Genomic DNA, 26,018 nt, shown 5'->3' with positions numbered 1-26,018 from the left:
TTTTTTTCGCCATCAAGGAATCTTGATAAAGAATGTACGTTCCCTTATAATAGAGTTGAAGGAGGTGGAAAAGGATGAATATTGGTGTATTAAGATTTGATGAACCGAAAAGAGATACGACGAGGAAGATCATACACATTGATATGGATGCCTTTTTTGCCTCAGTAGAAGAACGTGAGAATCCAGATTTAAAAGGAAAACCAGTTATTATTGCTCGGCACCCCAAAGAAACTGGAGGCAAGGGAGTAGTGGCCACCGCAAATTATGAAGCACGTAAATTTGGCGTCCATTCTGCTATGAGTGCTCAAAAAGCATTTGAGTTATGTCCACATGGAAATTTTATATCGGGACACTATGATTTGTATAGGGAAATTTCAGCTGAAGTTCGAGCTATATTTGAAAGATATACAGATATCATTGAACCTCTTTCTTTAGATGAAGCCTATCTAGATGTAACTGAAAATAAACTGAATTTGGCCAGTGCAACTAAGATAGCTAAACTAATTCAAAGAGATATTTGGCTAGAAGTTCATTTGACTAGTTCTGCTGGAGTATCCTACAATAAATTTATTGCTAAATTAGCTTCTGATTATTATAAACCCGCTGGGATAACCGTTATCCCACCTGAAAAAGCATTAGATTTTTTACAAGAATTGCCTATTGAAAAATTTTATGGTGTGGGAAAAAAGACCGTTGAAAAAATGCATGAGTTATCAATCTATACTGGAAAAGATTTATTTCAAAAAGATGAAATGGAACTGATCCAACGATTCGGAAGAATGGGGTATTCTCTATATCGAAAAGTGAGAGGAATTGACAATTCACCTGTTCGTATAAGTCGTGAAAGAAAGTCCGTTGGAAGAGAATTGACCTATGGAAAAAATTTAATAACAGAGCAAGAAGTTGTGAGTGAATTAAGGCATATAGCAACTAAAGTACAAGCCTCACTTCAGAAAAACCAAAAGCATGGGAAAACAGTTGTTTTAAAAGTCCGGTATTCAAATTTTGAAACAGCAACTAAACGAATCACTTTACCTAATTATCTAAGAGATGGAGAAGAAATATTTTTTCATGCTCAAAATATTTGGGATGAAATTGGAATAATCGGTCGAGGAGTACGATTATTAGGGATTACGATTACAAACTTAGATCCATTATCTTATGAAAACATTGTATTGCCTTTATGGGATAAAGAAACTGACTATTGAGACTTGTTATACAACAAGACTAATTGCAATCAAAATTTGACAACGGTATAATACAATTATTCTATCCTTATCTAGTCTTTAGAGTTGAAAGGGGAGCACTACTATGAAAATTTCTTGGCATGGACAGTCTTGTGTACAAATTCAAACGAATTCGGGCTTTACTATTTTGATAGATCCTTTCATTACCGGTAATGCTAAAAGTGATTTAGATCCTCAGACTGTTAAAGCTGATGCGATCATTTTGACACATGCTCATAACGACCATATTGGAGATACTGAACCGATAGCAACAAGAACAGGTGCAATAATAGTTGCAAACGTTGAAATTGCTGATTTCTTTGCGAAAAAAGGATTTACTACTCACGGTATGCAGATGGGTGGTAAGCACCAATTTGATTTTGGCGAAATCAAAATGACTCCGGCCATTCATGGATCTTCATATGAAGTAGATGGAGAAGCAATAACCTTAGGGCTTGCTGCTGGGATTACTTTTACTGTGGATGGTCAAACGATCTATCACGCTGGAGATACTGCGTTGTTTACAGACATGAAATTGATTGGCGCGTATAAAACAATTGATGTTGCCTTTTTACCTATTGGAGATAATTTTACTATGGGACCTGAAGATGCGGCTATTGCTGCAAGTTATATCCAAGCAAAAAAAATTGTACCTATTCATTACGACACATTTCCATTAATTGAACAGGATGCTAGTGCTTTTTGTACAAGCTTACCTGAAGATCAAGGTCTCGTATTAAAAATAGGAGAGGAAATTGATTTATCTTATATGTAGGTTGGAGGCCAGTTAATGACTACGAAACACGATCAAATCATTACTTATATTGAAACATTGCCTGTTGGAGAAAAAATCTCTGTTCGATCCATTGCGAAAAATTTGAATGTAAGTGAAGGAACAGCTTATCGAGCAATAAAAGATGCACAGAATAATGGGTTAGTTTCCACTATTCAACGTGTGGGAACGATTCGAATTGAGCGTAAAATGAAAGAGACTTTTGAAACGTTGACTTATGGTGAAGTTGTAAAAATCATAGATGGCGACATTTTGGGTGGAGAAGAAGGGCTAGGTAAAGATTTGAGCAAGTTTATCATTGGTGCTATGACAGAAAAAGCAATGGTGCGGTATATCACACCAGGATCTTTAATGATTGTAGGGAATCGTGAGAATGCTCAAAGACTAGCTCTTGAAAACGGAGCAGCCGTATTGATCACTGGTGGTTTTAATACAAACAATGATATTATTTTACTAGCAAATAAATTGAAGCTGCCTGTTTTGACGACCACTTATGACTCTTTTACTGTAGCAACCTTAATCAATAGAGCTATTACTGATCAATTGATTAAAAAAGAAATTATGCTTGTAGATGACATTTACACTAAAGAAGACAAAACACTTTATCTTACGATTGACCAATCTGTTTTAGATTATCGAAAACTAAATGAGCAAAGTCAACATACTCGTTTTCCAGTAGTCAATAGAAAAGGCCGACTGATTGGAATGGTAACCGCCAAAGATATTATCGGAAAACAAGATCATATCAATATTGAACGAGTCATGACCAAAAATCCTACCTTTGCAAAAACTCATATGAGCGTAGCAAGTGTTGGACATTTAATGATTTGGGATGGTTTGGAAGTAATGCCAATCGTTGAGGATGATTTAACGCTTATGGGCATTGTTTCAAGACAAGACGTTATGAAAGCCATGCAATCCTCTCAGCGTCAACCACAAATGGGGGATACGCTGTCTGACCAAATAAATGAAAATATTGAAATTTTAACTCTTGCTCCTTCAACAGAATGGGCATCAGAAATCCCGTCTTACAAATTTAAAGTGACACCTCAAATGACAGATAATATAGGAAGTCTGTCGTTTGGATTATTAAGTGAAGTAATTACTACTGTAACGAAAAATACGCTGGTCATTTATCAAAAAAAGAATGCCATAGTTGAACAAATGAATTTGTATTATTTAAAATTGGTTCAATTAGGAAGTGAAATAGAAATTAGACCGCGTGTCTTTGAGATAGGCAGACGAACGGCTAAATTGGACATAGAAGTTTACACAGATACTGTGTTGGTAGCGAAAGCAACAGTGGTTTGTCAATTGATGCAAAGAAACTAAAGGAGAAATAGAATGGCTATAAACTTATATGATCAAATACTTGAAGCAATTAAAGAATCGAAAACTATTATTGTTCACAGACATAAGAATCCAGATCCAGATGCACTTGGTTCTCAAGGAGGATTAGTGGAAATCATAAAAACTAGTTTCCCAACGAAAAAAGTTTTAAAAGCTGGTGGCCCGGTAGGAGACTTAAATTATTTAACGGACATGGATGATGTTTCAGACGAAGACTATAAAGAAGCTTTGGTTATCGTAACAGACACTGCTAATACACCACGTATTAGTGACGAGCGTTATAATCAAGGAAAGTTCTTAATTAAAATAGACCATCACCCTAATGATGATGTTTATGGTGACATTGTCTTAGTAGATACAAAAGCAAGCAGTTCGAGTGAAATCATTGCTGATTTCTGTTTTTATCACAAAGAAGTATTAGACATGACCGATAATGCTGCTAGATTATTATATGCAGGAATTGTAGGAGATACCGGGCGTTTCTTGTATCCAGCAACAACTCCAAAAACGATGCGTATCGTAGCCGATTTAATGGAACATCCTATTAAATCTGATGAAATCAATCGCAAAATGACGGCAATGTCTAGAAAAGTAGCGCAGTTATCAGGATATGTTTTACAAAATATAGAAATTCATCCATCAGGTGTAGGCAAAGTTCTATTAACTAAATCTATTTTAGATCAGTTTGATGTAAGTGATGCTGAAACTTCAGCAGTTGTGTCTTTGCCTAGTGCACTTGAAGAAGTAGTATTGTGGGGAATTTTCGTGGAACAACCAGAGGGCCATTTTCGTTGTCGCTTGAGATCTAAAGGACCAGTTATTAATGAAGTAGCTAAACAACATCATGGTGGTGGCCATCCGCTAGCTAGTGGAGCCAATGCAAAAGATTTAAATGAAGTAGAGCAGATTATCCATCAATTGATTCAAGTAGCTGAACAAAACTAAAAAGAAGCCCAGAGTTGATTTACAAACTCTGGGCTTTCATTAACTTGAAAATTGTGTATTAGTCTATATCATTTATTGCAACTTGTGGAGTTTTCTTGATAATATCAATCACTTCAAGTGTGCCATTGCCTGTTTTAATAACTTTAAAAGTATGATTGTTAAAGATGATCTCTTCACCAAGTGAAATATCGTACTTTTGGTTCATCATCCAACCACCAATAGTATCGACGTCTTCTTCTTCAATAGAGAGTCCAAATATATCATTTACATCGTCAATCAGCATTCTAGCGCTCAAACGATAATGATGATCGCCTATTTTTTTGATTTCAGGTTCACCGACAACTTCGTAATCGTCACTAATATCCCCAACAATTTCTTCTACGATATCTTCCATTGAAATAATACCGCTTGTTCCACCATATTCATCAACAAGAACAGCTATTTGGTTACGTTCCTTTTGCATTTTAACTAATAATTCTTTAATTGGAATGGTTTCAATAACAGAAATAATCGGTCTAATGTACTCAGCAAAGCTGAAAGTTTCAGATAACTTTGCTTCAACGGCATCGACATACACAGCGAAAATTTCTTTTGTATTGATAATTCCTAATACAATATCTTTGTCGCCATCTTTGATGACAGGGTAACGGGTATAGCGTTCTTTACTGACCAATTGAGCAATCTCTCTTAAGGTCATTGATGTTGAGACAGTTACCATTTCCGTACGAGGTACCATAATTTCACGACTCATTCGATCGTCAAATGCAAAGACATTTTCTACAAATTGATATTCGTCACGATTGATCTCACCACTTTTTAAGCTTTCACCCATGATAATACGAAGTTCTTCCTCTGATACACCTTCTTCGGGTTCGCTGATATTTTTCAAACCGATTCGACGTGATATCCCATTTGCTACACTATTCAGTACAAATACTAAAGGATACATTATTCGAAACCAAATCTGAAGAGGTTTCGCTATAAATAATCCAATTTGTTCTGTTTTATTGATTGCAATATTTTTAGGAACCAGTTCTCCAATGATTACTTGAAGAGAGGTTAAAATAACAAAAGACAAAATGATAGAAGCAATCGTTGAAACAGAAGATGGAATAGCAATAGATGAAAACAGCAAATTAAACAAACGCCCAAAAGTTGGATCGCCCAACCAACCAATGGCTAATGAAGTAATCGTCACACCTAACTGTGTAGCAGATAGATAGGTATCTAATTTTTTTGTCATTTCTTTTAAAAGAATTGCTCGTTTGTCACCGTTTTCTATTAAGTACTCTAATCTTGATGGCCGAATACGGACTAGTACAAATTCAGACATTACGAATAAAGCTGCGATAAATAGGATAATAAAGAATGCAATGATTCCTGTTGTAATTGACAAATGGTTGTCTACGTTTAAATTAACGTAGACTTCACCTCCTTGGGGTATAATGTATAGTCATTCGATTAAATAATAGTTTATCATATAAAGAGTATCTCAATGATCAATAGTAAATTCCTTAGATTAAGGATAAAATACAAGATGAACAATGATCAAAAAAATAGATGTATGAACGAAACTATTTTTTTGATTGTTTAATATCCATATTCTGTTTTCTGTCCCAAGGTATCACCTCATCCTTTTTTTAAAAAAATTCGTATTAGACATTAAATAAGCTTTCTTATTTAATAAAGTCTTTAACTTTACTTTACATCAATATGGTAAAATGATAAAGAAAAAATACACAAAACTAAGTAAAACGTATCATTTAAATGACTGATCTTTTTGACATGTCCTCCTTAAGTAGGATGTGTCTTCGTTATTTTTTTGCTACACTCATTATGATAAGCTTCGATTTAGAATAAACGATTAAGGAATGAATGCAAATGAATGAATCTCCTTTTTTTGATAAGGTAAAAAAAGCTCTGCTTATTTTTTGGGAGTGGATAAAACCCTATTTGATAAAGTTTCATAAAAAAAGACAACGAGTTTGGAAAAGATACCAGATAAATAAAATTATTCTTTTGACTGTTTTAACCATTGCTTTAGCAGCAAGTGTTTATTTATTGTATTTAGCAAAAACAGCAAATGTCTCTACCTTGAAAGCAGGTTTAGAACAAACAACAACGATATATGATGTCAACAATGAAGAAGCAGGAACATTGTATTCTCAAAAAGGAACATTTGTCTCAATCGATGAAGTATCAGATTCTATAGAACAAGCTGTTATTTCAACTGAAGATAAACGTTTTTATAAACACTCAGGATTTGATCCTATTGGAATTGCAAGAGCTGCTGTAGGATATATCCTTAATGGAGGGAATATTGTTGGAGGTGGGAGCACCATTACTCAACAGTTAGCCAAAAATGCCTATCTAACGCTTGATCAAACTGTAATTCGAAAACTAAAAGAACTGTTTTTAGCTATTGAGATTGAAAAAGTGTATACAAAAGATGAGATTATTGAGATGTATCTTAATAATTCTTATTTTGGAAATGGTGTATGGGGAGTAGAGGATGCGTCTCAAAAATATTTTGGGAAATCTGCAGCAGATGTTACTTTATCAGAGGCAGCTACAATAGCAGGTATGCTAAAAGCTCCAAGTAATTACAATCCGATTGATAATTACGATAATGCTATCTCTCGAAGAAATGTAGTATTAGATCTAATGGCAACAAATGAACTAGTTACTCAAGAAGAAGTGGATGAACTAAAGGCTCAAGAATTAACATTAGTAGATGCTTATTCAGAAAAAGAGGGCTATCAATACCCATCATATTTTGATGCTGTAATAAATGAAGCCATGTATACCTATGATTTAAGTGAAGAAGCTGTTTTAAATAAAGGCTATAAAATTTATACTTCTTTGAATCAAGACTATCAACGTGCCATGGATGTGACTTACGAAAATGATTATTTGTTCCAAAATGCAGCAGATGGAACTCTTTTGGAAAGTGGATCGGTAGCTTTAGATCCAGAGACCGGTGGCGTATTTGCTATTTATGGTGGTCGAAAAGAACATACATTTAGAGGATTTAATTATGCGACGCAAATGGTTAGACAACCAGGTTCTATTATAAAACCCCTAGCTGTCTACACAGCAGCTCTTGAACAAGGTTACTCTATTGATTCCATGCTCGTTGATGAACCCTTGCCATATGGTAAAGATAAATACACACCTGAAAATGTTGACGACCAATATGAAGGTGAAGTTCCTATGTACCAAGCATTAGCAGAAAGTAAAAATGCTCCTGCAGTATGGTTGTTAAACGAAATTGGCTTAAATAAAGGATTTAAAAAAGTTGAAGAATTTGGTATTCCGTTAGTGGAGGGTACTGAAGGAGACGAATATCTAGGACTGGCATTAGGAGGCTTAAGTAAAGGCGTTTCTCCTCTCCAAATGGCAAGTGCTTATACAACTTTTGCGAATGAAGGAGTCATGAGTGAAGGACACTTTATTACTAAAATCGTTGATGCTACAGGTGCGGTTATTGTTGACAATACTAATTCTAAAAAAACTAAAATTACAACTCCAGAAGTAGCGGACCAGATGACCAGTATGCTGATGGGAGTATTTACTAATGGAACAGCACAGAATAATAATCCATCAGGGTATACAATAGCTGGTAAGACAGGGAGTACTGAAGTAACGTTTAATGATTCGGGCGGTACTACAGACCAATGGACAGTCGGATACACGCCGGATATTGTTATTGCAACTTGGATGGGATTTGACCCTACTGATGAAAATCACTATATGACGACGGGAAGTTCTACTGGTGTCGGACCATTATTTAAACAACAAATGGAAAATATTTTACCTTATACTGAACTTACAGCTTTTAATACACAAAGTGCTGAAAAAATCGTAGCTGAAGAAGCAGAAAACGAAGATGGATCGAATGACTGGAAGCAAGATGTCAAGGATACAATTGATTCGATAGGTGGAAAAGTAAAAGAAGGATCAGATATTTTGAAAGATAAATTTGGAAATCTCCTTGATAAATTTACCAATTGAGTAATCCAATAAATTTTTTAAGTGATTTAGATGAGAATAATGGAAAATAAAAATGTGAAATGGTATAGTTATTAGGATGAAAACATAATTCAAATTGGAGAGTGAAGTTTATTATGAGTACGAATATCTATGATACAGCTAATACTTTAGAAAAAGAATTAAGAGACAGTGAAGAATACACTACATTAGTAGCAGCTTTTAATGAAGTGAAAAAAGATGAAGCAGCTAGCAAAATGTACTATGACTTCCAAGAAGTTCAAATTAAATTACAACAAAAACAAATGTCTGGGGAACAAATTACTGAAGAAGAAATTGCTGAAGCTCAAAACTTAGCTCAAACTTCAGGTGAAAATGACGTTATTAAAGGATTAATGGAAGCTGAACAACGTTTAAGCACATTGATTGAGGATTTAAACCGTATTATCATGAAACCTGTTCAAGATGTTTATCAAGCATAAAAGATAGAGTACTAAAAAGAACTCACTATTGCAAAAGAGTAGTGAGTTCTTTTTTTCTGAGACTATAGGAACGTATGTGCCCTTAAAAGATATGAAGGAAGGAGACAAATGAACTATAATGGTTAAATTTATACATGCAGCTGATTTACATTTAGATAGCCCATTTATAGGCTTAAAATCTTTGCCAGAATTTATTTGGAATGCCATTTATTTATCGACGTTTTCCGCTTTAACAAAGATTGTCGATAGTGCTATAACTAATCAAGTAGATTTTATTTGTTTGGTTGGCGATATCTATGATACTGATGAACGTAGTGTCAAAGCTCAAGCTTATTTGCGAAATGAAATGGAGCGCTTAAATAGTATGAATATACCAGTTTATCTACTACATGGTAATCATGACTACATAGAGAATACTGGCTTGCATCTTGATATGCCCCAAAATGTTTTTTTGTTTAATGAAACGGTAGAAACAAAATGGCTTACAACAAAAGAAGGAGAACAAATCGCAATTACGGGATTTAGTTATGATAAAAGATGGGTATTGGAAAGAAAAATTGTAGATTATCCTGAAAAAAATCCTCGCGCAACCTATCAGTTAGGTTTATTACACGGATTTTCAGAGGGAATCGATTCAGAACATGGAAAGTATGCTCCTTTCTCATTAGTAGAATTAAAAAGTAAGAAATATGATTATTGGGCATTAGGTCATATTCATAAAAGACAGCAATTAGCGACAAATCCTCCCATTGTTTATCCTGGAAATACTCAGGGAAGAAGTAGTAAAGAAAGTGGAGAAAAAGGATTTGAATTGGTAAAAATGTCAGAATCTGGGATAGTCTCTGAATTTTGTCCTTCTGCGACGATTCAATGGAAAACAATTGAATTATCTGTTAAAGATAAAAAGAATTTGGATGAGGTTTACAAAGCAGTGAAAGAGAGCGTTGCAGAACAAAAAAATGATTCTTATAGTCTGTTTCTTTCTATTCGCTTAACGGATAGTGAAAGTTTACTTGAAGGTGTCATAAAAAAAATTAAACAAGGTGAGTTAGTAGAAGCCTTACAACAAATCCCAAAAGCAGATCCTTTTGTTTGGGTTCATAAAATAGAATTAGAATCAGTTGTTGAGAATCATGTTCCAGCTATTCAAAAACTTTTCCCGGATGAATGGATCAAAGTAAAAAATGAATTAGAAAAAGAGTTCTTATTTAATGAAACAACAAATCCTCTTTTTGATTTTCCTGGAATGGAAGAGATTATTGAAACACGCGAAGAAAGATATCGGAAAAAAATAATGACAAATGCGAAAGAATTAGTTCGTAACCAACTTGGATTTGAAAGAAGTGATAAATTTGAAAATTGAATCTATAGAAATATATGGTTATGGCAAATGGATAGATCATAAAATAGATAAAATAACTAATTTACAGTTATTTTATGGTAAAAATGAAGCTGGAAAAACAACTCTTATGTCTTTTATTCATAGTATCCTCTTTGGATTTCCTTCTAAAATAAGTTCAGAGTTAAGATATGAACCTAAAAGTAGCAGTCAATATGGTGGAAGATTATTTTTAACTGGAACTCAGTATGGAGATATTCAAATTGAACGTGTAAGAGGAAAAGCGAATGGAAAAGTAACCGTTACATTAGAAAATGGAGATACTGGCGGCGAAGAATGGCTTGAAAATATCTTATCAGGGCTTGATAAAGCCACTTATCAAGCTTTATTTTCATTTGACCTGGAAGGTCTCCAAAAAGTGCAACAATTAAATCGCGAAAAGTTAAATCGTTACTTTTTAAGTGTTGGAACAATTGGAAATGAACAGTTACTAAAAGTTGCTGACAAGTTTCAAGCAGAAGCAAGTAAAATGTTTAAGCCAAATGGACGAGTGACTGTCATCAATAAAAAAATAGCTGAAGTTGAAAATAAAAGAAAACAAGTGAAATTAGCAAAAGAAAAAAACACTCAGTATATGGATTGGCAGATTGAGAAAGAAAAGTTAGAAAAAGAATTAGTGAGTTTACGAGAACAAAGAACGCATCACGAAGATAAGCTGATCAAGTTAAATCAATTAGAAGCTAATTGGGCACTATTTAGTGAAATGCAAGATATTCAAAACCAGCTAAAAAAAGAGCAGCTAGTTGAATTGCCAAAAGATGGATTGTACCAACTAAATCATTACAATCAAGAAATCAATCAACTAAAATTAACGATCACACAACAAAAAGAAAAATTGAATTACCTTAGCGACAAATCAGAAGAAACAAGAATATTAAAAGTTTTTGTTGAGTATAGATCTGAAATCAATCAATTGATGGAAAATCTAGACGATATCCAAGCTATAATCCAAGAGACAGTATTTATTAAAGAAGCACTTTCAACGATACACGATCAATTTTTACGTGAAAAACAAAAAATAGGGCTTAATGATGAGCAAGCTATCCCATCAGTTATGACTGAGGAACTTCTTAAAAAATTAAGTGATCTGCAAGATCAGAAAAAACAAAATGATCAACAAGTACAACAACTAAATGAACGTTTAGCGTTTTTAAACTTTCAACAAGAATCTTTAGGTGAACAACTTGATAAGTTAGAAAAAAGACTGTGGGATAATCAAACTTTTCAAGAAGTAGAAGATCAATTAGAAAAAAGCAAAGAAAGTCAACGTGCGTATACTAAAGTAGAAAATAAAACGGCAAATTCAACAAAAATAGGAATGGTCTTTAAGATAATCGTTTCTCTCATTCTACTCATCCTCGGTTTCTCCTTATCTAATACAATAGGTCTATTTTTTATTATTGCTGGTTTAGGATTTATTGCTTATAGTGGTTGGAGAATGGTTAAAAAAAGCGACTCTAAGAGAAGAATAGAGGAATATGAAGAGCCAGCTTATTCATTTGAGGAGTATATTCAACAAACTGAAATTCGAAAACAGTGGAGAGAGAAACTTGCTGAAATTGATCAAGTTATTTTTGAATTAAACGAAAAACATGATCAAAGTGAACAAGCTAATTTACAACAAGCCCATATTGAACAAGAATTTCAGTTAATAAAACAAGAATATGGATACCCATCACATTATATGATAGAAGATTTGTTAAAAGAGACTGATATTTTTGAAGGAATAAGAGAAAAAGAAATTACTATGTATAAAAAGCAAGAAGCGTTAAGTATTAAAGAAAACGAGATTTTAGTATGGAAAAATGACACTAAATATTTACAGCCGGTTATTTTTGTTGATTGGAGTAACAATGAACAACTAGTTGAAGGGATCAAACAGTTCTACAAGGAAGCCACAGCTGATGAAGATAAATTAAAAGACTTGATAAAACAACAAGAAGAAGCACATCAAGTCATTGAACAATTGATTATGCAACAAAAAGAATTTGAACAAAAGCGTATTCGTCTACTACATTCGATTAAAGTTAAATCGGAAGAAGATTTTCGTAAAAAATATATTTTAGACGAAGAATTATCTACGAAAAAAGCTCGTTTGAACTTATTAGAACAACAAGTTGGAGAATACAGTGAGATGCTTGAAACGTATCGTGATAAAACAGCTTTACTAGAAAGTATTCAAGGAATAAAGACGAAACTACAAAAATTAAAAGAAACAATTGAAAGTTTGTTAAATAAAAAAATAAAAATTGAAGTAGCTTTGAAAAATCTAGAAGTTGGTGGTGAGTACTCAGAATTACTACAAGAGTATGCCAACTTAAAAAGTGAAACGCAGACTTTAGTAGATGAGTGGGCCACTTATAAGCTCGCTGCTGAGCTTATTGAGCGTACATTGACTGAAGCTCGAAAAGATCGATTCCCAGCTACCATTCGAGACACAACACATTATTTTAGCATCTTAACAAAAGAAAATTATCAAAAAGTCTTTTTGAAAGAGGGGACGATAACTGTTCAACGCAAAGATGGTACTTTATTTGAAGCTTCAGAGCTTTCCCAAGCGACTGCTGAACAATTATATGTAGCTTTACGTTTTTCATTTGTAAAAAATGCTAACGATCTAATTCAACTACCATTACTAATAGATGATGGGTTTGTTAATTTTGATCAACAGCGAAAAAAAGAGATGTATCATCTATTGAAGCAAATTAGTGAAGATATCCAAATATTCTATTTTACTTTTGATGAATCTGTAACAGAGGTTTTTAGAAAAGAGCAGATAGAAATGTTATAATAAAGAAAAGTTTTGAATAGAAAGAGGGAGTCAAATGGAAAAGAAATTATTTGAGTACAGTAACGATGATACCTTCGAAATTTATTTACTGATTAAATCTGCAGATATTCGTGTGGCTAAGAATGGGAAAAAATTCATTGCTTTTACATTTCAAGATACAAGTGGTCAAATGGATGGTAAGTATTGGGATGCTTCAGAGGAAGATATTGCTGCTTTTACTGCTGGGAAAGTAGTTAAAGTTTCTGGGAAAAGAGAACTTTATCAAGGAAATCCTCAAATCAAATTATTTAAAATTGCTGTCACAAAATTAGGTGATCCAGATAATCCGGATTTATATGTTGAAAGAGCGCCCCTAAAAAAAGAAGATATGATGGAAGAAATAAACGATACACTATTTGAAATAACAAATGCTAATATGAACCGTATTGTACGATATTTATTGAATCATTATCAAAAACCATTTTTCCAACACCCAGCAGCAAAACGATTTCATCATGCCTTTACTGGTGGTCTAGCTTTTCATACGATATCTATGTTGAGAATTGCAAAAACGATCGCAAATCAATACGATGATATCAATAAGCCCTTACTTTATTCTGGAGTTATTTTGCATGACTTAGGCAAAGTTATTGAGCTTTCTGGTTCGATCTCTACAGAGTATACTTTAGAAGGAAATCTTTTGGGGCATATTGTTTTAGTAGATGAGGAAATTACAAAAGCCTGTATCTCTCTTAAAATAGATGAAAAAAGTGAAGACGTTCTACTTTTGAAACATATGGTGTTGGCCCACCACGGGCAGCTTGAGTATGGATCTCCTGTTAGACCAAAACTAAGAGAAGCTGAAATATTGTATATGATCGATAATTTTGATGCTACAATCAACATGCTAAACACTACATTAAGCAGAACTGAACCTGGGACGTTCTCTGAAAGGATTTTTGGATTAGATAATCGAACATTCTACAAACCTAGTGAATCCTCAGAAAAAATAAATGAAATTAAGTAGAAAAAAAAGAGTTGAGACAAATTAACGTCTCAACCCTTTTTTTTGTTTAAAGAAATTATTCAGCAGCAGATTCTTCAACAGCTGATTCGTCAACAGCTGATTCGTCAACAGCAGATTCGTCAACAGCAGATTCGTCAGTAGCAGATTCATCAACAGCAGACTCTTCAACAGCAGATTCTTCGGTAGTAGATTCTTCGGTAGTAGATTCTTCAGTACCTAGGTAAGCATCCATTGCAGTAGATAAGTCTTTATCATCAATAATGATATTAGCATCTTTCATAATACCTGAGATAACTGCTTGAATAGAAGCACTATCAGCTAACTTAGTTGTGATTAATTGATCTTTAATTGTATCAGTTTCTTCTTCTAAAGTACCTTTTTCAGGTTTTTCAATCATTTTAATAACATGGAAACCATAATCTGTAGCAACTGGTTCAGTAGTCGTTTCGCCGTCTTTCAAAGCATATGCTGCTTCTTCAAATTCAGGGACCATTTCACCAGATGAGAAAGTCACTTCTCCGCCATTTTCAGCAGTAGCAGTGTCTGTTGAGTACTCTTTAGCAAGTTCTGCAAAATCAGCACCATCATTTAATTGATTAATAATATCTTTAGCCGTTTCTTCATCTTCTACAAGAATATGAGCTGCTGTAACTTCAGGAACATATTCGTCATAAGCTGCTTGAATTTCTTCATCAGTAAAATCAGTTTTATCTTTTACAGCTGCTTCAATTAAAAGATTTAAACGGATAGTATCTTTATAGCTATCAGCTGTATAACCTTGTTGTAGCATGATGTATTCAAAAGCTTCAGCTCCGCCGTAGTTTTCTTCTTCAGTAGAATATTGTTTGTCTACTACTTCATCTGTAACTTTATCGCCATACAAATCAGTTAAAACATCTTCAATGATCAACTGTTGAAGCATACTTGTTCCTACAGTTTCTTTCATTGCTTCATAAAACTCATCTTCCGTAATCTTTCCTGCGGTTGAAGAGGCTACAGTACTGTCAGAGCAACCCGCAATTGTTAATCCTGCTAAGATAGTCGCTGTCGCTAGTAATAATTTTTTCATTTCATTAACACATCCATTTCTTGTATTTTGCTGTAAATAAGTAGTTCGTAATCACAGATATAAATATACCATACTCATTTAGATAAAAAAAACTAAAATCCCAATATTTAGGTTAAAGTCAATTAAAAATCACAGAAAAAACATAAACTAAACTATTTGCGAAAAAAGTATAAAGGTAAGATCGTTCATTTTTCAATTTCTTTAAACATTACAATTTTTCTATTAGGCAAATAAAATAGGATTGAAACCCTAAAGTTCCAATCCTATTTTTTGATTATCCAACCGAATTAATTTATTTCATACTTTTTGTTACACCTTCGATATCCGTCGTTAATTTTTCAGTATGTTCTTGAATACGGCGCATGCGAGGTTCAGCTTCATATGAAAAATCATCTACCGATTCTTTCACATCTTGTGTGAATTCTTCAGCTAATGTTTTCCCCTCATTAGTCAACTGTGAAATTGCAGCTTTTAAGTCATTGACACTTTTTGAAACATCATTAACAAGAACTGTTGTGTCATCAACATAAGTTTTTAATACAGTTCTATTTTCTTTACCCGTACGTGGAGATTTAAGTAAACCATAGATTCCTCCAGCAACAGCACCTAAAGCTAGGCCATTCATAAAGTGTTTAGACATTAGTATTCCTCCATTTTACTTTTTATTGTTAAAGCTATGCTATCCAATTCTTCGGGCGTAAAACTTTCAGAATGATCGCCGAAATAAATAGAAAAATCATCTTGCTCATCATAACGTGGCAAGATATGTATATGAGAATGAAAAACAGACTGATAAGCAATTGTCCCGTTATTATTTATAATGTTCATTCCTTTGATTGCAGGATTTGATTTTTTGATGGCATGTGCAATTTTTGGGATTTTACTGCCAATAGTAGCTGCTAAAGTTTCATCTAATTCAAAAATATCTGCCACATGTGTTTTAGGAACGACTAAAGTATGTCCAGGTGTGACTTGAGTAAGATCTAAAAAAGCCACTACATCATCATCTTCATAGACTTTTCTACTTGGTATTTCATCATTGATTATTTTGCAAAAAATACAGTCTGTCATTTTAGTATCCTTCTTTCTACAACAAAATTTTTATATATCTATATAAGTTGCAATGAATATAGAAATAGGTTCTCTTATTTACTAAATGTATCATAAAAGACCGAGAAAGTGAAACGGTAACACATGTAAAAGGAAAAGATTCTCTTGCTTTCTTATGGTACAATAACTACATTAGCTTGTATAGAAGGGACTAAATAATTATGAGTTTAACGGTATCACATGTAACAGGAGGCTATAGCCAAATCCCTGTGTTAAAAGATGTATCCTTTGAAGTAGGAGATGGAAAATTAATTGGTTTGATCGGCTTAAATGGTGCCGGAAAGAGTACCACAATAAAGCATATCATCGGCCTGTTGCAATCTCAAAAAGGTGAAATCAGTATAGATGGTCTGACTTTAAAGAAAGATAAAGAACAGTATCGTAAAAAATTTGGCTTTATCCCTGAAACGCCTGTTTTATATGAAGAACTTACTTTAAAAGAACATATTGAAATTACAGCAATGGCTTACGATATACCCATAGACATTGCTTTTGAACGTGCAGATAAATTATTAAAAAGGTTCAGACTTGAAAATAAATTAGAATGGTTTCCAGCTAATTTTTCAAAAGGAATGAAACAAAAAGTTATGATTCTTTGTGCATTCTTAGTAGAGCCAAGTTTATATATAATAGATGAACCTTTTTTAGGTTTAGATCCATTAGCCATTAATGCTTTATTAGAATTAATGGGAGAAATGAAAAAACAAGGTGCTTCTATTTTAATGTCTACTCATATATTAGCTACTGCTGAAAGACAATGTGATGGATTTATTTTATTGCATGAAGGTACAGTAAAAGCTGAAGGAACATTGGAAGATTTACGTACAACATTCAATATGCCGAATGCAACTTTAGATGAGATGTATATTCAACTAACAAAAGAAGAGGATAGTAAATGATGACAGAAATTTGGAAGCAGCGAGTTAGACACCATCAAAAAAGAATGATGAAGTACCTAAAGTATATTTTTAATGATCATTTTGTCATTGTTTGTTTGTTTTTAGTTGGAGCAATGGGGTATGCATATTCAAATTATCTTAAAACAATAGCTGGATATGACTTGAAAAGTAAGTTGATAGGGGTAGTGGTTTTTACAGTTGTATTAAATATAGGAAAACTAGCTACGCTTATCCAACCTGCTGACGCTGTATTTATGCTGCCAAAAGAAAAAGCAATGGAAGGTTATTTTAAACAAGCAAAACGACGCAGTTTAGGATTGCCAGTCTTTATTATTGTATTAACAGTGGGAGTATTGATGCCGTTGCTCGTTGCTTCAGCTGGTTTTGCTTTTTCTGATACCCTTTATTTTATTATTACGTTAGTCATTCTAAAAGAACTAGAACTTACTAATCAGGTATCAAATTTGAAAATAAAAGAAGCAAAGGAATGGAGAAAAATAAAGGCTTTTTCCTTCATTTTTTTTCTACTAATTAATAGTCTTGCTCTTTTTGTTAACCCAATAATTGGACTATTAGGAGCTGTCATTCTAACTATTTGCCATAAAAATTGGTTGAGTCGAAAAGACGATTCGTTAACTTATCAATGGGAAAAAATGATTGATAACGAGACAAATCGAATGAAGACTATATATAAATTTATTAACTTATTTACAGATATACCAGCTTTAAAAGGTGCAGTCAAAAGAAGAGCTTACTTAGATATTTTCTTGAAAAGCATTAAGAAAGAGACGAACAATGTATTTTATTACCTATTTGCCCGAGCATTTTTAAGAGGAACAGAGTACAGTGGATTATATGTACGTTTAACGATTATAGCCATGCTGCTTAGTGGTCTAGGAAATTCCTTTATTTTAAGTATCTTCCTAATAATAGTGTTTTTGTATTTAACGGGTTTTCAATTATTGCCGCTATATTTTCATTTTGATAATTTATCATTAAATCTATTGTATCCTGTAAAACAGATAAATAAGGTTCAGGCATTAAAGAGACTTCTATTTAAACTAATGGCTATTGAAGGTTTATTGATTATTTTAGTGTCTATTAGACACTTGTCTTTAATGGAGATTGGTATGTTGATCATGATTGTTGGGGTATTTGATTTAAGTTTTTGTTCATTGTATTTGCCTAGTCGAATAAATAAAATGCTTAAAATACGTCGATAATTGAAAAAAATTTAGATAGTTGTCATTTAAGAATGCAGAAGTTGTATTTTTTTGATATGATAGAAAAAATTTGATTCTTATCGTTACAAGAAAGAGGTTGGGAAAATGAAAGTAATTTGGAATGATGAAATCGTTGAACGCAGTGAAGTTAAAATTGATATGGAAGATAGAGGATACCAGTTTGCAGATGGGATTTATGATGTTGTCCGGGCTTATAATGGTAAGTTTTTTACTTTAAATGAACACGTAGATCGTTTATTTTCTAGTGCTGAAAAAATTGAATTGCGTTTACCTTTTACTAAAGAGAAACTAAAAGAAATGTTAAGTGAATTGATTAAAATAAATAATATTGATACTGGAAATGTCTATATGCAAGTAACAAGAGGCATTGGGATACCAAGAAATCACCCATATCCTGATCCAGAAGAAGTATCACCAGTTTTTACAGCTACCACTACTATTGTTGCGCGTGATCAGGAAAAAATGGACCGAGGAATGTCAGCTTTAATTGTTCCTGATTTACGTTGGCTAAGATGCGACATCAAATCTATTAGTTTGCTTGGTAACATTATGGCTAAGCATGAGGCTCATAAAAAAGGTGCAGATGAAGCAATTCTTCATCGAGAGGGTATAGTTACGGAATGCTCATCTTCAAACGTATGGATGATAAAAAACGATACGATCTATACTCATCCAGATGGCAATCTTGTTTTACCGGGTATTACTAAATTAGTTTTATTAAGAGTTGCTCAAAATGCAGGATTATCAGTTAAAGAAGAAGCTTTTACATTAGAAGATTTAAAAAAATCAGATGAAGTATTCGCATCAAGTACAACTATGGAAGCTATGCCGATAACATCTATAGATGGAAATCCTGTAGGAACAGGTCAGCGGGGCCCAGTAGTTAAAAAACTTCAACAATTATATGTAGATGCTGTAGAAAACGAGTGTGGAAAAGTTAGATAAGAAAATTCAGAAGATTAGTCCGTTTTTTATGTGGCTAATCTTTTTTTATACGATCAATAAAGCCTTGTTCGCAAATAGTTGTGGTACGAGTGAGGTTAGTTGGATAACTTTTAAAGAAATTTTCAATGTATATAGGATAGTTAATTAATTGTAGATGAATGAAGTACTTGAGAGAAGAAATAAAGTAAGCGGATTTGTAGAAAAAGAACGTATATACGCTTGACGTAGAAAGAAATTCTATCTAAAATAGAAAAGGAACAGAAAGATAGATGTCTTTTGTGATATCTGTCCTTTTTTTGTCTGGCTTTGCGGGTAAGCTAAAAAAAGGTTTTAGTGCTATTGGTTTAACGGGTTTAAACTTTGTCGCTTTTCGAATAAGACTTTACGATCCCGTTTTGCTTTTCGTATCTGTGTGGAAATGTTTCAGAATATAAAGCAAGGAATGATTGGGTATGGATTTTGAAATAGATTCTGGATGGAAATTGCATCCCGTTGGTGGTGACACTGGTCAAGCGTATATGGGTACAAGGGCAGAAGAAAAGCTTTTTTTGAAGCGAAATTCTTCACCTTTTTTAGCTGCACTATCTGTTGAAGGAATCACTCCAAGACTGATGTGGACAAAGCGTATTGGTAATGGAGATGTACTGACTGCTCAAGAGTGGTTAAATGGAAGAGTACTAACGAAAGAAGAAATGTCCTCGCCTAAAGTAGCAAAACTCATTAGTCGTATACACAATTCAGCAACCTTAAGAAGCATGCTTGCTCGTGTTGGCGGTGAAGTTGTTACACCGGATCAGTTGATTCAAAAATACGAAGAAAAGTTGTCTTTGGATTTACAAAATCATCCTTTACTATCACTTATAATAAAAACACTAAAAACTGAATCAGCAGTAATGAGCAAAGTTGATACAAAAGTTTGCCATGGAGATATTTATCGAAAAAATTGGCTTTTATCAGACGAAAACCGTCTTTATCTAGTGGATTGGGATTCTGCAATGCTATGTGATCCAGCGATGGATCTGAGCATGTTGTTATGCCAATATGTTTCGAAAGAAAACTGGGTGGATTGGTTAGAACATTATGATGCAGAACTAACGGAAGAATTAAAAAGTCGGATCATGTGGTATGCTTTAATGAATTATTTAATTCAAACAAAGCAACACCATAAAGAAACTCGCTTCCATGAAATGAATAAAGACATACTTATATTACAAAGTCTTTACCAAGGTCAAAATTATTTTTCTAATAAATGATTAAATTTAGTTATTAAGTGTTAACAAATAGAAAAATCCTCTTCCTGTTTTTGAAGAGGATTTTTCTATGTAAACCCATGAAAGATATTAGACAAACAAATAGAATGGAGAATCATAATATGCGTTTAAGAAATAAACCAAATGCACCACAAAAAATTGCTGAATATCCTCATTATATACCAGAACAACCTGATAACTGGGTTGGGAAATGGCAAGAAAGATTTGGCAATGATCATCCAATTCAGATTGAGGTGGGTACAGGTAAAGGTCGTTTTATTACTGAAATGGCAAAATTACATCCGGAAATCAATTATATTGGCATTGAACTTCAAATGAGCGTTATTGTTGTAGCTTTAGATAGGTTGATAGAAGAAAATTTACCTAATCTACAATTACTTCATGTTAATGGAGGATCAATTACGCAATATTTTGCAGAAGGAGAAGTTGATCAAGTATACTTGAATTTCTCTGATCCATGGCCAAAAAAACGTCACGAAAAAAGACGATTGACTTATAAGAGCTTTTTAGAAAGTTATGAGAAAGTGCTTGTCCCTGAAGGAGAAATTCATTTTAAAACAGATAACCAAGGATTGTTCGAATATTCATTATCAAGTTTTTCAAAATACGGAATGACACTTGAACAAGTTTGGCTAAATTTACATGAAAGTGATTTTGAAGGGAATGTAATGACAGAGTATGAAGAGAAATTTTCTTCACGTGGTAGTCGCATTTATCGAGTAGTTGCTAAATTTCCAAAACGAAAAAAATAAAAAAAGCTTTAAAACAAGATGTTGTCTTGTTTTAAAGCTTTTTTCATCTGAAAAACTTGTTGGAGAATTAGAGACGATACAAATCTAAGATACTTCCAGTATAAGCATCTGCTATAAATTCATACTGAACCAATTGATTTTCTTCGATTCTTGAAATTCCTCCGTAATAGACATCTGTTTTAAGAGCAAATTTTTGTAAAGGAACTTTTTGTAATTCAATCCAAGAGCCTTCTATAGAACCTTCTTTTAAAAATACTTTTTTGACGTGTTTTAAAATGGTGTCTCCTTGAATAGCTTTTTTTTCAGCTATCAGTTTGTGTAGAAAATAGCCGCAAGTTAATCCAGCACCGAGAAGTAAGCCACCAGCTAAGATATATGGTGTTGTATCTTTAGTTTTACCTTTACCTACCATGTAATAAACGCCCCATTCTAATATTGTTTTTTTCTAGTATACCATTTTTAAAAATAAATGAAATTAAAGCATTCTTCTTAAAATCAGCTTAATTTAAGGTATAATAGATTAATAAAGTTAATAAGGGGGATAGATCACATAGTTGTAAAGAAAAACTTATGTGAAAACAGTGATGGAAGAAAAAACATTTGAATTAATAAAAAAATTAACTGAAGCTCAAGGAACAAGTGGATTTGAGCATCGTATACGTGAAATTATGCGTAAAGAAATGACACCTTTAGTAGATGAAGTTCAACAAGACGGTCTTGGCGGAATTTTTGGGATTCGAAAAAGCAAAGCTGAAAATGCACCAAAAATTATGGTTGCAGCTCACATGGATGAAGTTGGTTTTATGGTAGCAAGCATTTCGAAACAAGGGTTATTTAGAGTAGTTCCCTTAGGCGGATGGAATCCATATGTTGTATCTGCACAACGCTTTACGCTTCAAACAGCTAAAGGAGACTATCCGTGTGTGTCTTCATCGGTTCCACCTCATTTATTAAGAGGCAAAGACGGTAATGGCAGTAAATTAGATATTGCAGATATTTTATTTGATGCTGGTTTTGATTCTAAAGAAGAAGCTGAAGCATTTGGTGTTCGTCCAGGAGACGCCATTGTTCCATTAGTGGAAACAATAAAAATGGCAAATGGCAAGAAAATCTTAAGCAAAGCTTGGGATAATCGTTATGGTACGACAGTTGTTCTTGAAGCTTTAAAAGAATTACAAGGCGAAGAATTGCCAAATACACTGATTGCTGGAGCTAACGTTCAAGAAGAAGTTGGTTTACGTGGAGCAAAAGGTGCTGTTCATCAATTCAAACCAGATTTATTTTTTGCAGTAGATTGTTCACCGGCTGATGATTTAACTGGTGATAAAAGTAAGTTTGGTCACTTGGGCGAAGGATTCTTATTGAGAATCCAAGATCCGGGTATGATTACATTAAAAGGAATGCGTGAGTTTTTATTAGATACAGCTGAAACTCATAATATCCCATATCAATACTTTGTTTCTAAAGGTGGAACAGATGCTGGTGCAGCTCATCAAATGAATAATGGTGTACCAAGTGCGGTTATTGGCGTTTGTGCTCGTTATATCCATACACATCAAACCGTATTTCATATTGACGACTATGCTGCAGCAAAAGAAATGGTTTTACAAATTGCGCGTACGTTAGACCGCAGTACTTTTGAAACCATTATGAAAAATAATTAGTTGAAATAGGGAGGAGAAAGAAAATGGAGTTATTAAATACAGTAGAAGAATTTTATATAATGGTGAAAGAAAGTAAACGAAAAACGGTCTTTTTCTTTACAGCTGATTGGTGTGGAGATTGTCAATTTATCAAACCAGTTATGCCTGAAATTATTGAAAATCATCCTGAAATTGATTTTGTGGAAGTAGATCGAGATAAATACATTGATCTATGCGGTGAATTATCTATTTTTGGAATCCCTAGTTTTGTGGCATTCGAAAACGGAGAAGAAACTGGACGGTTTGTAAGCAAAGACCGTAAAACAAAAGAAGAAATAGAACAGTTTATATCAACCATTTAAATCAAAACTAAATGAGTAAGAGGAGATGTTATAATGCTAGATACACAACAATATCAAGGTATACTTATTGCAATAGATGGAAGTGAATCTTCAGAAAATGCGCTTAATAAGGCTATTAAAATTGCAGAAAGAAATCACGCTGAATTGATTATTGCTCATGTCTTTGATGTAAACTCTTATGCTTTAGGAATGATTGATACTGCGGGAATAAACACTTTGGATGCTACTGGAATTGATGTTGATAAGGAAAGAATGAAAAAACTTTTAGAAGAATATAAATTAAAAGCTAAAGAACATGGTATTGAAAAAGTCCAAGCAATCATGGCACAAGGAACACCAAAAATAACTTTAGCAGAAGGTATCCCTAAAGACTATCAGGTTGATTTAATCGTGGTGGGACAAACGGGTATGAATGCTGTTGAACGATGGATGATGGGGAGTGTGAGTGAGTATATTATTCGCAATGCTCCTTGTGATGTTCTAGTTGTACGAAATAAAAAACAAGATAAGGAAGTTGAAAATGATTAGCATATATAATAAAGTAGGTATAGGAGATACACTTATCGTCATGCTTGGCGCCAGTGAATCTACAGAACAAAATTTTGAAAAAAGCAATGAAGTTATTAGAATTTTTAAAGAGAAGACGAAACAAACTGTTGGATACAATTTTTTCAATGCTTCTAGTCTTATAGACATTGAAGAAACTGGGCAAGTTTATTTGAATGAAGAGCAAATAAACGCTTTAAATGAAAAAATTACGTCAGCAGGATTTTCTGATACATTAGTAGCAGATGCTTCGCCAAAATTTGTTGTAGGGGAAGTCAAAGAATGTGCTGCTCACCCTGATTCAGATCATTTATCCATCACACAAACCGAAGTAGATAATGGAGAAGTTATTCAAATTGTTTGTGGAGCACCTAACATCGCTCAGGGCCAAAAGGTTGTTGTCGCAAAAGTTGGTGCCTTGATGCCAAATGGTATGGCAATATGGGATGGTGAATTAAGAGGTGAACCAAGTCATGGAATGATTTGTTCGGCTCGAGAATTGAATGTACCTAATGCTCCAGAAAAAAAAGGTATCTTAGTTTTACCAGATTCTGCTGTTACAGGTGAACGTTTTCCAATCAATTGATTTAAGTTAGATTGTATAAAAAGGCTTCAAAAGGTACCTTTCAAAGATAAGTAATCTATTTTTTGAAAGGCAGTTTTTGGTAAAGCCTTTTTTTGCGGGCTTTTTTTGAAAGAATATCGCGTGTTTCTTAAAGAATTCACCTATAGTCCAGCCAATTTTTATGGTAAACTAAGATTCGTAGTAAGGTAGGAAAGGAGGGTCATCATGCCAAAATATGATGGACCTAGTTATCAAAAGGATCAAGATCGTCAAAAGAAATTTAAATTCCCTTTCTATCGCGATGCACAAAACGTGACGAATAAGGAAGGTTCTTTAAAAACTTCAGCTTTAGAAAATGAAGACAGTCAATCAGTTAATCAAAACATAAAAACGAACGAAAAAAAACATGGATTTGATTTTACAGCGTTTCAAAAAGATAATACTTCTGTTAGAAATTATCTTTCAACCATTGGTAAAGAAGAACAAATGAAACAAAGTGAAATAAAAAAGCAAAAGAAACAAGTTGAAAAAAGAATCAAACAAACGAATTATTCAAAAGAATCTTTAAAACATGCGGCCACGCCATTCCAAGAAGGAAGAAGTTCGACACCATTTAAAGTTCAAAAAATCCCATCTCCCTATTATGGATTCCAAGATAGAGCAACTTCAAAGGGTAAAAACAATGCTATTGACTATTTAAAAATCACTTTAGCCTTAGAAAAGAAACCAGAACAATTTTTATTATTTGAGGAATATTTATTAAATAAAATAGAGTTGCCTCTTGAAGATAAGATAAAAGAAATAGAAGCAGTAGAAGAATTGGAATCAGTTGAAGAATTAGAATCAGTAAAAGAATTAGAAGCAGTAGAAAAATTGGAATCAGTAAAAGAATTAGAATCAGTAAAAGAATTAGAATCAGTAAAAGAATTAGAAGCAGTAAAAGAATTAGAAGCAGTAAAAGAAATAGAATCAGTAGAAGAATTAGAATCAGTAGAAGAATTGGAATCAATAAAAGAATTAGAAGCAGTAAAAGAATTAGAAGCAGTAAAAGAAATAGAAGCAGTAGAAGAATTGGAATCAGTAAAAGAATTAGAATCAGTAGAAGAATTGGAATCAATAAAAGAGTTAGAATCAGTAGAAGAAATAGAATCAGTAGAAGAAATAGAATCAGTAGAAGAGTTAGAAGCAGTAGAAGAGTTAGAAGCAGTAGAAGAATTAGAAATAGTACAAGAATCTGAAGAAGAGTTTATACAAGAACCAGAAATAGTACAAAAAGCTAAAGAAGAACCAGTTATAGACCCTAATTTAAAAGAGAAAAAAATAAATGATTCGAGACATATAAATAAAAAAAGACGTAGCCTTTCTCGTTCCTTAGTAGGTATGATTGAAGATGAACAAAACGTTCGACTTAATCGTGGGAAGGATGTCGCGAGATATTTTGGCGAAGGAAAAATAGCACCTAAAAAAACTAGCCATCCTATTCATCAATCAAGAGTGACTAATAAGCCTAACATACAAACTTCAGAAGAAATAGAAAATATGGAAATGCTTGCTGCGCTAAGTAGAATGAATTACTTAGATAAACAAGCATTTCCACCAGAAACACCAGAAACACCAGAAACACCAGAAA

The 26,018-nt window shown here is 33.3% G+C and carries 23 protein-coding genes and 1 pseudogene; 19 read left to right on the top strand and 5 right to left on the bottom strand.

All coding sequences use genetic code 11. The annotated features are described in order from the left end of the window. Nucleotides 1-74 precede the first annotated feature (74 nt). The 4 genes from dinB (at nt 75) to NST49_RS12420 (ending at nt 4,314) form a co-directional block, all read left to right on the top strand. Nucleotides 75-1,208 carry a DNA polymerase IV gene (dinB, locus tag NST49_RS12435; protein ID WP_341049084.1) on the top strand — a complete coding sequence of 378 codons (1,134 nt, stop codon included), beginning with the start codon at nt 75-77 and terminating at the stop codon, nt 1,206-1,208. A 103-nt stretch (nt 1,209-1,311) separates the two neighbouring features. Beyond that, a complete protein-coding gene (locus NST49_RS12430) occupies nt 1,312-2,001 on the top strand; it encodes a metal-dependent hydrolase (RefSeq protein ID WP_023177239.1) in 690 nt (229 codons plus the stop codon). Nucleotides 2,002-2,016: 15 nt separating this feature from the next. Beyond that, nucleotides 2,017-3,351 carry a DRTGG domain-containing protein gene (locus NST49_RS12425; RefSeq protein WP_341049081.1) on the top strand — a complete coding sequence of 445 codons (1,335 nt, stop codon included), beginning with the start codon at nt 2,017-2,019 and terminating at the stop codon, nt 3,349-3,351. Between the two features lie 18 nt (nt 3,352-3,369). Continuing rightward, the gene (locus NST49_RS12420) at nt 3,370-4,314 is read left to right on the top strand and encodes a DHH family phosphoesterase (RefSeq protein WP_187948705.1); all 945 of its coding nucleotides are present in this window, start codon (nt 3,370-3,372) and stop codon (nt 4,312-4,314) included. Nucleotides 4,315-4,372: 58 nt separating this feature from the next. Here NST49_RS12420 and NST49_RS12415 read toward each other — a convergent pair whose 3' ends face one another. Further along, nucleotides 4,373-5,710, bottom strand: coding sequence for a hemolysin family protein (locus NST49_RS12415; RefSeq protein WP_023177245.1), 1,338 nt, complete (start codon nt 5,708-5,710; stop codon nt 4,373-4,375). Nucleotides 5,711-6,195: 485 nt separating this feature from the next. On the opposite strand from NST49_RS12415, the gene NST49_RS12410 reads away from it, so the two are divergent. The 5 genes from NST49_RS12410 to NST49_RS12390 all read left to right on the top strand — a co-directional run bounded on the left by NST49_RS12410 (nt 6,196) and on the right by NST49_RS12390 (nt 13,982). Beyond that, nucleotides 6,196-8,328 (top strand): PBP1A family penicillin-binding protein, encoded by a 2,133-nt coding sequence (locus NST49_RS12410; RefSeq protein WP_023177247.1) that lies wholly within the window; start codon nt 6,196-6,198, stop codon nt 8,326-8,328. A gap of 113 nt (nt 8,329-8,441) precedes the next feature. After that, complete coding sequence (locus tag NST49_RS12405; protein ID WP_023177249.1) at nt 8,442-8,786, top strand: YlbF family regulator; 345 nt, start codon at nt 8,442-8,444, stop codon at nt 8,784-8,786. Nucleotides 8,787-8,904: 118 nt separating this feature from the next. Further along, nucleotides 8,905-10,149: a metallophosphoesterase family protein gene (locus NST49_RS12400; protein ID WP_023177250.1), complete on the top strand. Its 1,245-nt coding sequence runs from the start codon at nt 8,905-8,907 to the stop codon at nt 10,147-10,149. Further along, nucleotides 10,130-12,976: an ATP-binding protein gene (locus NST49_RS12395; RefSeq protein ID WP_236620735.1), complete on the top strand. Its 2,847-nt coding sequence runs from the start codon at nt 10,130-10,132 to the stop codon at nt 12,974-12,976. The genes NST49_RS12400 and NST49_RS12395 overlap by 20 nt, the downstream gene beginning before the upstream one ends. A 34-nt stretch (nt 12,977-13,010) precedes the next feature. Then, nucleotides 13,011-13,982 carry a 3'-5' exoribonuclease YhaM family protein gene (locus NST49_RS12390; RefSeq protein ID WP_023177254.1) on the top strand — a complete coding sequence of 324 codons (972 nt, stop codon included), beginning with the start codon at nt 13,011-13,013 and terminating at the stop codon, nt 13,980-13,982. Nucleotides 13,983-14,037: 55 nt separating this feature from the next. Here NST49_RS12390 and NST49_RS12385 read toward each other — a convergent pair whose 3' ends face one another. From NST49_RS12385 to NST49_RS12375, 3 genes are all read right to left on the bottom strand, one after another. Continuing rightward, entirely contained in the window at nt 14,038-15,051 is a 1,014-nt protein-coding gene (locus NST49_RS12385; protein ID WP_341049073.1) for a peptidylprolyl isomerase, read from the bottom strand. 292 nt (nt 15,052-15,343) lie between these two features. Next, nucleotides 15,344-15,691: a YtxH domain-containing protein gene (locus NST49_RS12380; RefSeq protein ID WP_023177257.1), complete on the bottom strand. Its 348-nt coding sequence runs from the start codon at nt 15,689-15,691 to the stop codon at nt 15,344-15,346. Next, nucleotides 15,691-16,122, bottom strand: coding sequence for an HIT family protein (locus NST49_RS12375; RefSeq protein WP_023177259.1), 432 nt, complete (start codon nt 16,120-16,122; stop codon nt 15,691-15,693). The genes NST49_RS12380 and NST49_RS12375 overlap by 1 nt, the downstream gene beginning before the upstream one ends. Before the next feature lie 200 nt (nt 16,123-16,322). On the opposite strand from NST49_RS12375, the gene NST49_RS12370 reads away from it, so the two are divergent. The 5 genes from NST49_RS12370 to trmB all read left to right on the top strand — a co-directional run bounded on the left by NST49_RS12370 (nt 16,323) and on the right by trmB (nt 21,272). Next, nucleotides 16,323-17,060, top strand: coding sequence for an ABC transporter ATP-binding protein (locus NST49_RS12370; protein WP_023177260.1), 738 nt, complete (start codon nt 16,323-16,325; stop codon nt 17,058-17,060). After that, on the top strand, nt 17,057-18,283 hold the full coding sequence (locus NST49_RS12365; protein ID WP_341049069.1) for an ABC transporter permease: 1,227 nt from the start codon (nt 17,057-17,059) through the stop codon (nt 18,281-18,283). Before NST49_RS12370 ends, NST49_RS12365 begins: the two co-directional genes overlap by 4 nt. A 105-nt stretch (nt 18,284-18,388) precedes the next feature. Further along, a complete protein-coding gene (gene dat / locus NST49_RS12360; RefSeq protein ID WP_023177264.1) occupies nt 18,389-19,249 on the top strand; it encodes a D-amino-acid transaminase in 861 nt (286 codons plus the stop codon). A gap of 452 nt (nt 19,250-19,701) precedes the next feature. Then, a complete protein-coding gene (locus tag NST49_RS12355) occupies nt 19,702-20,502 on the top strand; it encodes a phosphotransferase family protein (protein ID WP_023177265.1) in 801 nt (266 codons plus the stop codon). A gap of 119 nt (nt 20,503-20,621) precedes the next feature. Beyond that, the gene (gene trmB, locus NST49_RS12350; RefSeq protein ID WP_034538488.1) at nt 20,622-21,272 is read left to right on the top strand and encodes a tRNA (guanosine(46)-N7)-methyltransferase TrmB; all 651 of its coding nucleotides are present in this window, start codon (nt 20,622-20,624) and stop codon (nt 21,270-21,272) included. A gap of 67 nt (nt 21,273-21,339) precedes the next feature. Here the strand turns inward: trmB and NST49_RS12345 are convergent, their stop codons facing one another. Continuing rightward, nucleotides 21,340-21,684: a PepSY domain-containing protein gene (locus NST49_RS12345; RefSeq protein WP_023177269.1), complete on the bottom strand. Its 345-nt coding sequence runs from the start codon at nt 21,682-21,684 to the stop codon at nt 21,340-21,342. Between the two features lie 172 nt (nt 21,685-21,856). On the opposite strand from NST49_RS12345, the gene pepA reads away from it, so the two are divergent. The 5 genes and pseudogenes from pepA to NST49_RS12320 form a co-directional block, all read left to right on the top strand. After that, a complete protein-coding gene (gene pepA / locus NST49_RS12340; RefSeq protein ID WP_341049064.1) occupies nt 21,857-22,936 on the top strand; it encodes a glutamyl aminopeptidase in 1,080 nt (359 codons plus the stop codon). A 23-nt stretch (nt 22,937-22,959) separates the two neighbouring features. Continuing rightward, nucleotides 22,960-23,277, top strand: a complete 318-nt coding sequence (locus NST49_RS12335; RefSeq protein WP_023177272.1) for a thioredoxin family protein — start codon at nt 22,960-22,962, stop codon at nt 23,275-23,277. A 33-nt stretch (nt 23,278-23,310) separates the two neighbouring features. Beyond that, nucleotides 23,311-23,805, top strand: coding sequence for a universal stress protein (locus tag NST49_RS12330; RefSeq protein WP_023177273.1), 495 nt, complete (start codon nt 23,311-23,313; stop codon nt 23,803-23,805). Continuing rightward, entirely contained in the window at nt 23,798-24,409 is a 612-nt protein-coding gene (gene ytpR / locus NST49_RS12325; protein WP_341049055.1) for a YtpR family tRNA-binding protein, read from the top strand. Before NST49_RS12330 ends, ytpR begins: the two co-directional genes overlap by 8 nt. Before the next feature lie 204 nt (nt 24,410-24,613). Next, a pseudogene (locus NST49_RS12320) lies at nt 24,614-26,018 on the top strand (DNA translocase FtsK); the annotation flags it as partial.

The sequence above is a fragment of the Carnobacterium sp. FSL W8-0810 genome (assembly GCF_038007125.1).
GTDB classification, from domain to species: domain Bacteria; phylum Bacillota; class Bacilli; order Lactobacillales; family Carnobacteriaceae; genus Carnobacterium_B; species Carnobacterium_B inhibens.
This window is presented reverse-complemented; position numbering and strand designations above follow the sequence as displayed.

What these genes read in the sequence shown, in the direction of transcription:
- dinB (WP_341049084.1), top strand. Translation starts at nt 75, where the DNA reads ATGAATATTGGTGTATTAAGATTTGATGAACCGAAAAGAGATACGACG.
- NST49_RS12430 (WP_023177239.1), top strand. Translation starts at nt 1,312, where the DNA reads ATGAAAATTTCTTGGCATGGACAGTCTTGTGTACAAATTCAAACGAAT.
- NST49_RS12425 (WP_341049081.1), top strand. Translation starts at nt 2,017, where the DNA reads ATGACTACGAAACACGATCAAATCATTACTTATATTGAAACATTGCCT.
- NST49_RS12410 (WP_023177247.1), top strand. Translation starts at nt 6,196, where the DNA reads ATGAATGAATCTCCTTTTTTTGATAAGGTAAAAAAAGCTCTGCTTATT.
- NST49_RS12405 (WP_023177249.1), top strand. Translation starts at nt 8,442, where the DNA reads ATGAGTACGAATATCTATGATACAGCTAATACTTTAGAAAAAGAATTA.
- NST49_RS12400 (WP_023177250.1), top strand. Translation starts at nt 8,905, where the DNA reads ATGGTTAAATTTATACATGCAGCTGATTTACATTTAGATAGCCCATTT.
- NST49_RS12390 (WP_023177254.1), top strand. Translation starts at nt 13,011, where the DNA reads ATGGAAAAGAAATTATTTGAGTACAGTAACGATGATACCTTCGAAATT.
- NST49_RS12385 (WP_341049073.1), bottom strand. Translation starts at nt 15,051, where the DNA reads ATGAAAAAATTATTACTAGCGACAGCGACTATCTTAGCAGGATTAACA.
- NST49_RS12380 (WP_023177257.1), bottom strand. Translation starts at nt 15,691, where the DNA reads ATGTCTAAACACTTTATGAATGGCCTAGCTTTAGGTGCTGTTGCTGGA.
- NST49_RS12375 (WP_023177259.1), bottom strand. Translation starts at nt 16,122, where the DNA reads ATGACAGACTGTATTTTTTGCAAAATAATCAATGATGAAATACCAAGT.
- NST49_RS12370 (WP_023177260.1), top strand. Translation starts at nt 16,323, where the DNA reads ATGAGTTTAACGGTATCACATGTAACAGGAGGCTATAGCCAAATCCCT.
- NST49_RS12365 (WP_341049069.1), top strand. Translation starts at nt 17,057, where the DNA reads ATGATGACAGAAATTTGGAAGCAGCGAGTTAGACACCATCAAAAAAGA.
- dat (WP_023177264.1), top strand. Translation starts at nt 18,389, where the DNA reads ATGAAAGTAATTTGGAATGATGAAATCGTTGAACGCAGTGAAGTTAAA.
- NST49_RS12355 (WP_023177265.1), top strand. Translation starts at nt 19,702, where the DNA reads ATGGATTTTGAAATAGATTCTGGATGGAAATTGCATCCCGTTGGTGGT.
- trmB (WP_034538488.1), top strand. Translation starts at nt 20,622, where the DNA reads ATGCGTTTAAGAAATAAACCAAATGCACCACAAAAAATTGCTGAATAT.
- NST49_RS12345 (WP_023177269.1), bottom strand. Translation starts at nt 21,684, where the DNA reads ATGGTAGGTAAAGGTAAAACTAAAGATACAACACCATATATCTTAGCT.
- pepA (WP_341049064.1), top strand. Translation starts at nt 21,857, where the DNA reads ATGGAAGAAAAAACATTTGAATTAATAAAAAAATTAACTGAAGCTCAA.
- NST49_RS12335 (WP_023177272.1), top strand. Translation starts at nt 22,960, where the DNA reads ATGGAGTTATTAAATACAGTAGAAGAATTTTATATAATGGTGAAAGAA.
- NST49_RS12330 (WP_023177273.1), top strand. Translation starts at nt 23,311, where the DNA reads ATGCTAGATACACAACAATATCAAGGTATACTTATTGCAATAGATGGA.
- ytpR (WP_341049055.1), top strand. Translation starts at nt 23,798, where the DNA reads ATGATTAGCATATATAATAAAGTAGGTATAGGAGATACACTTATCGTC.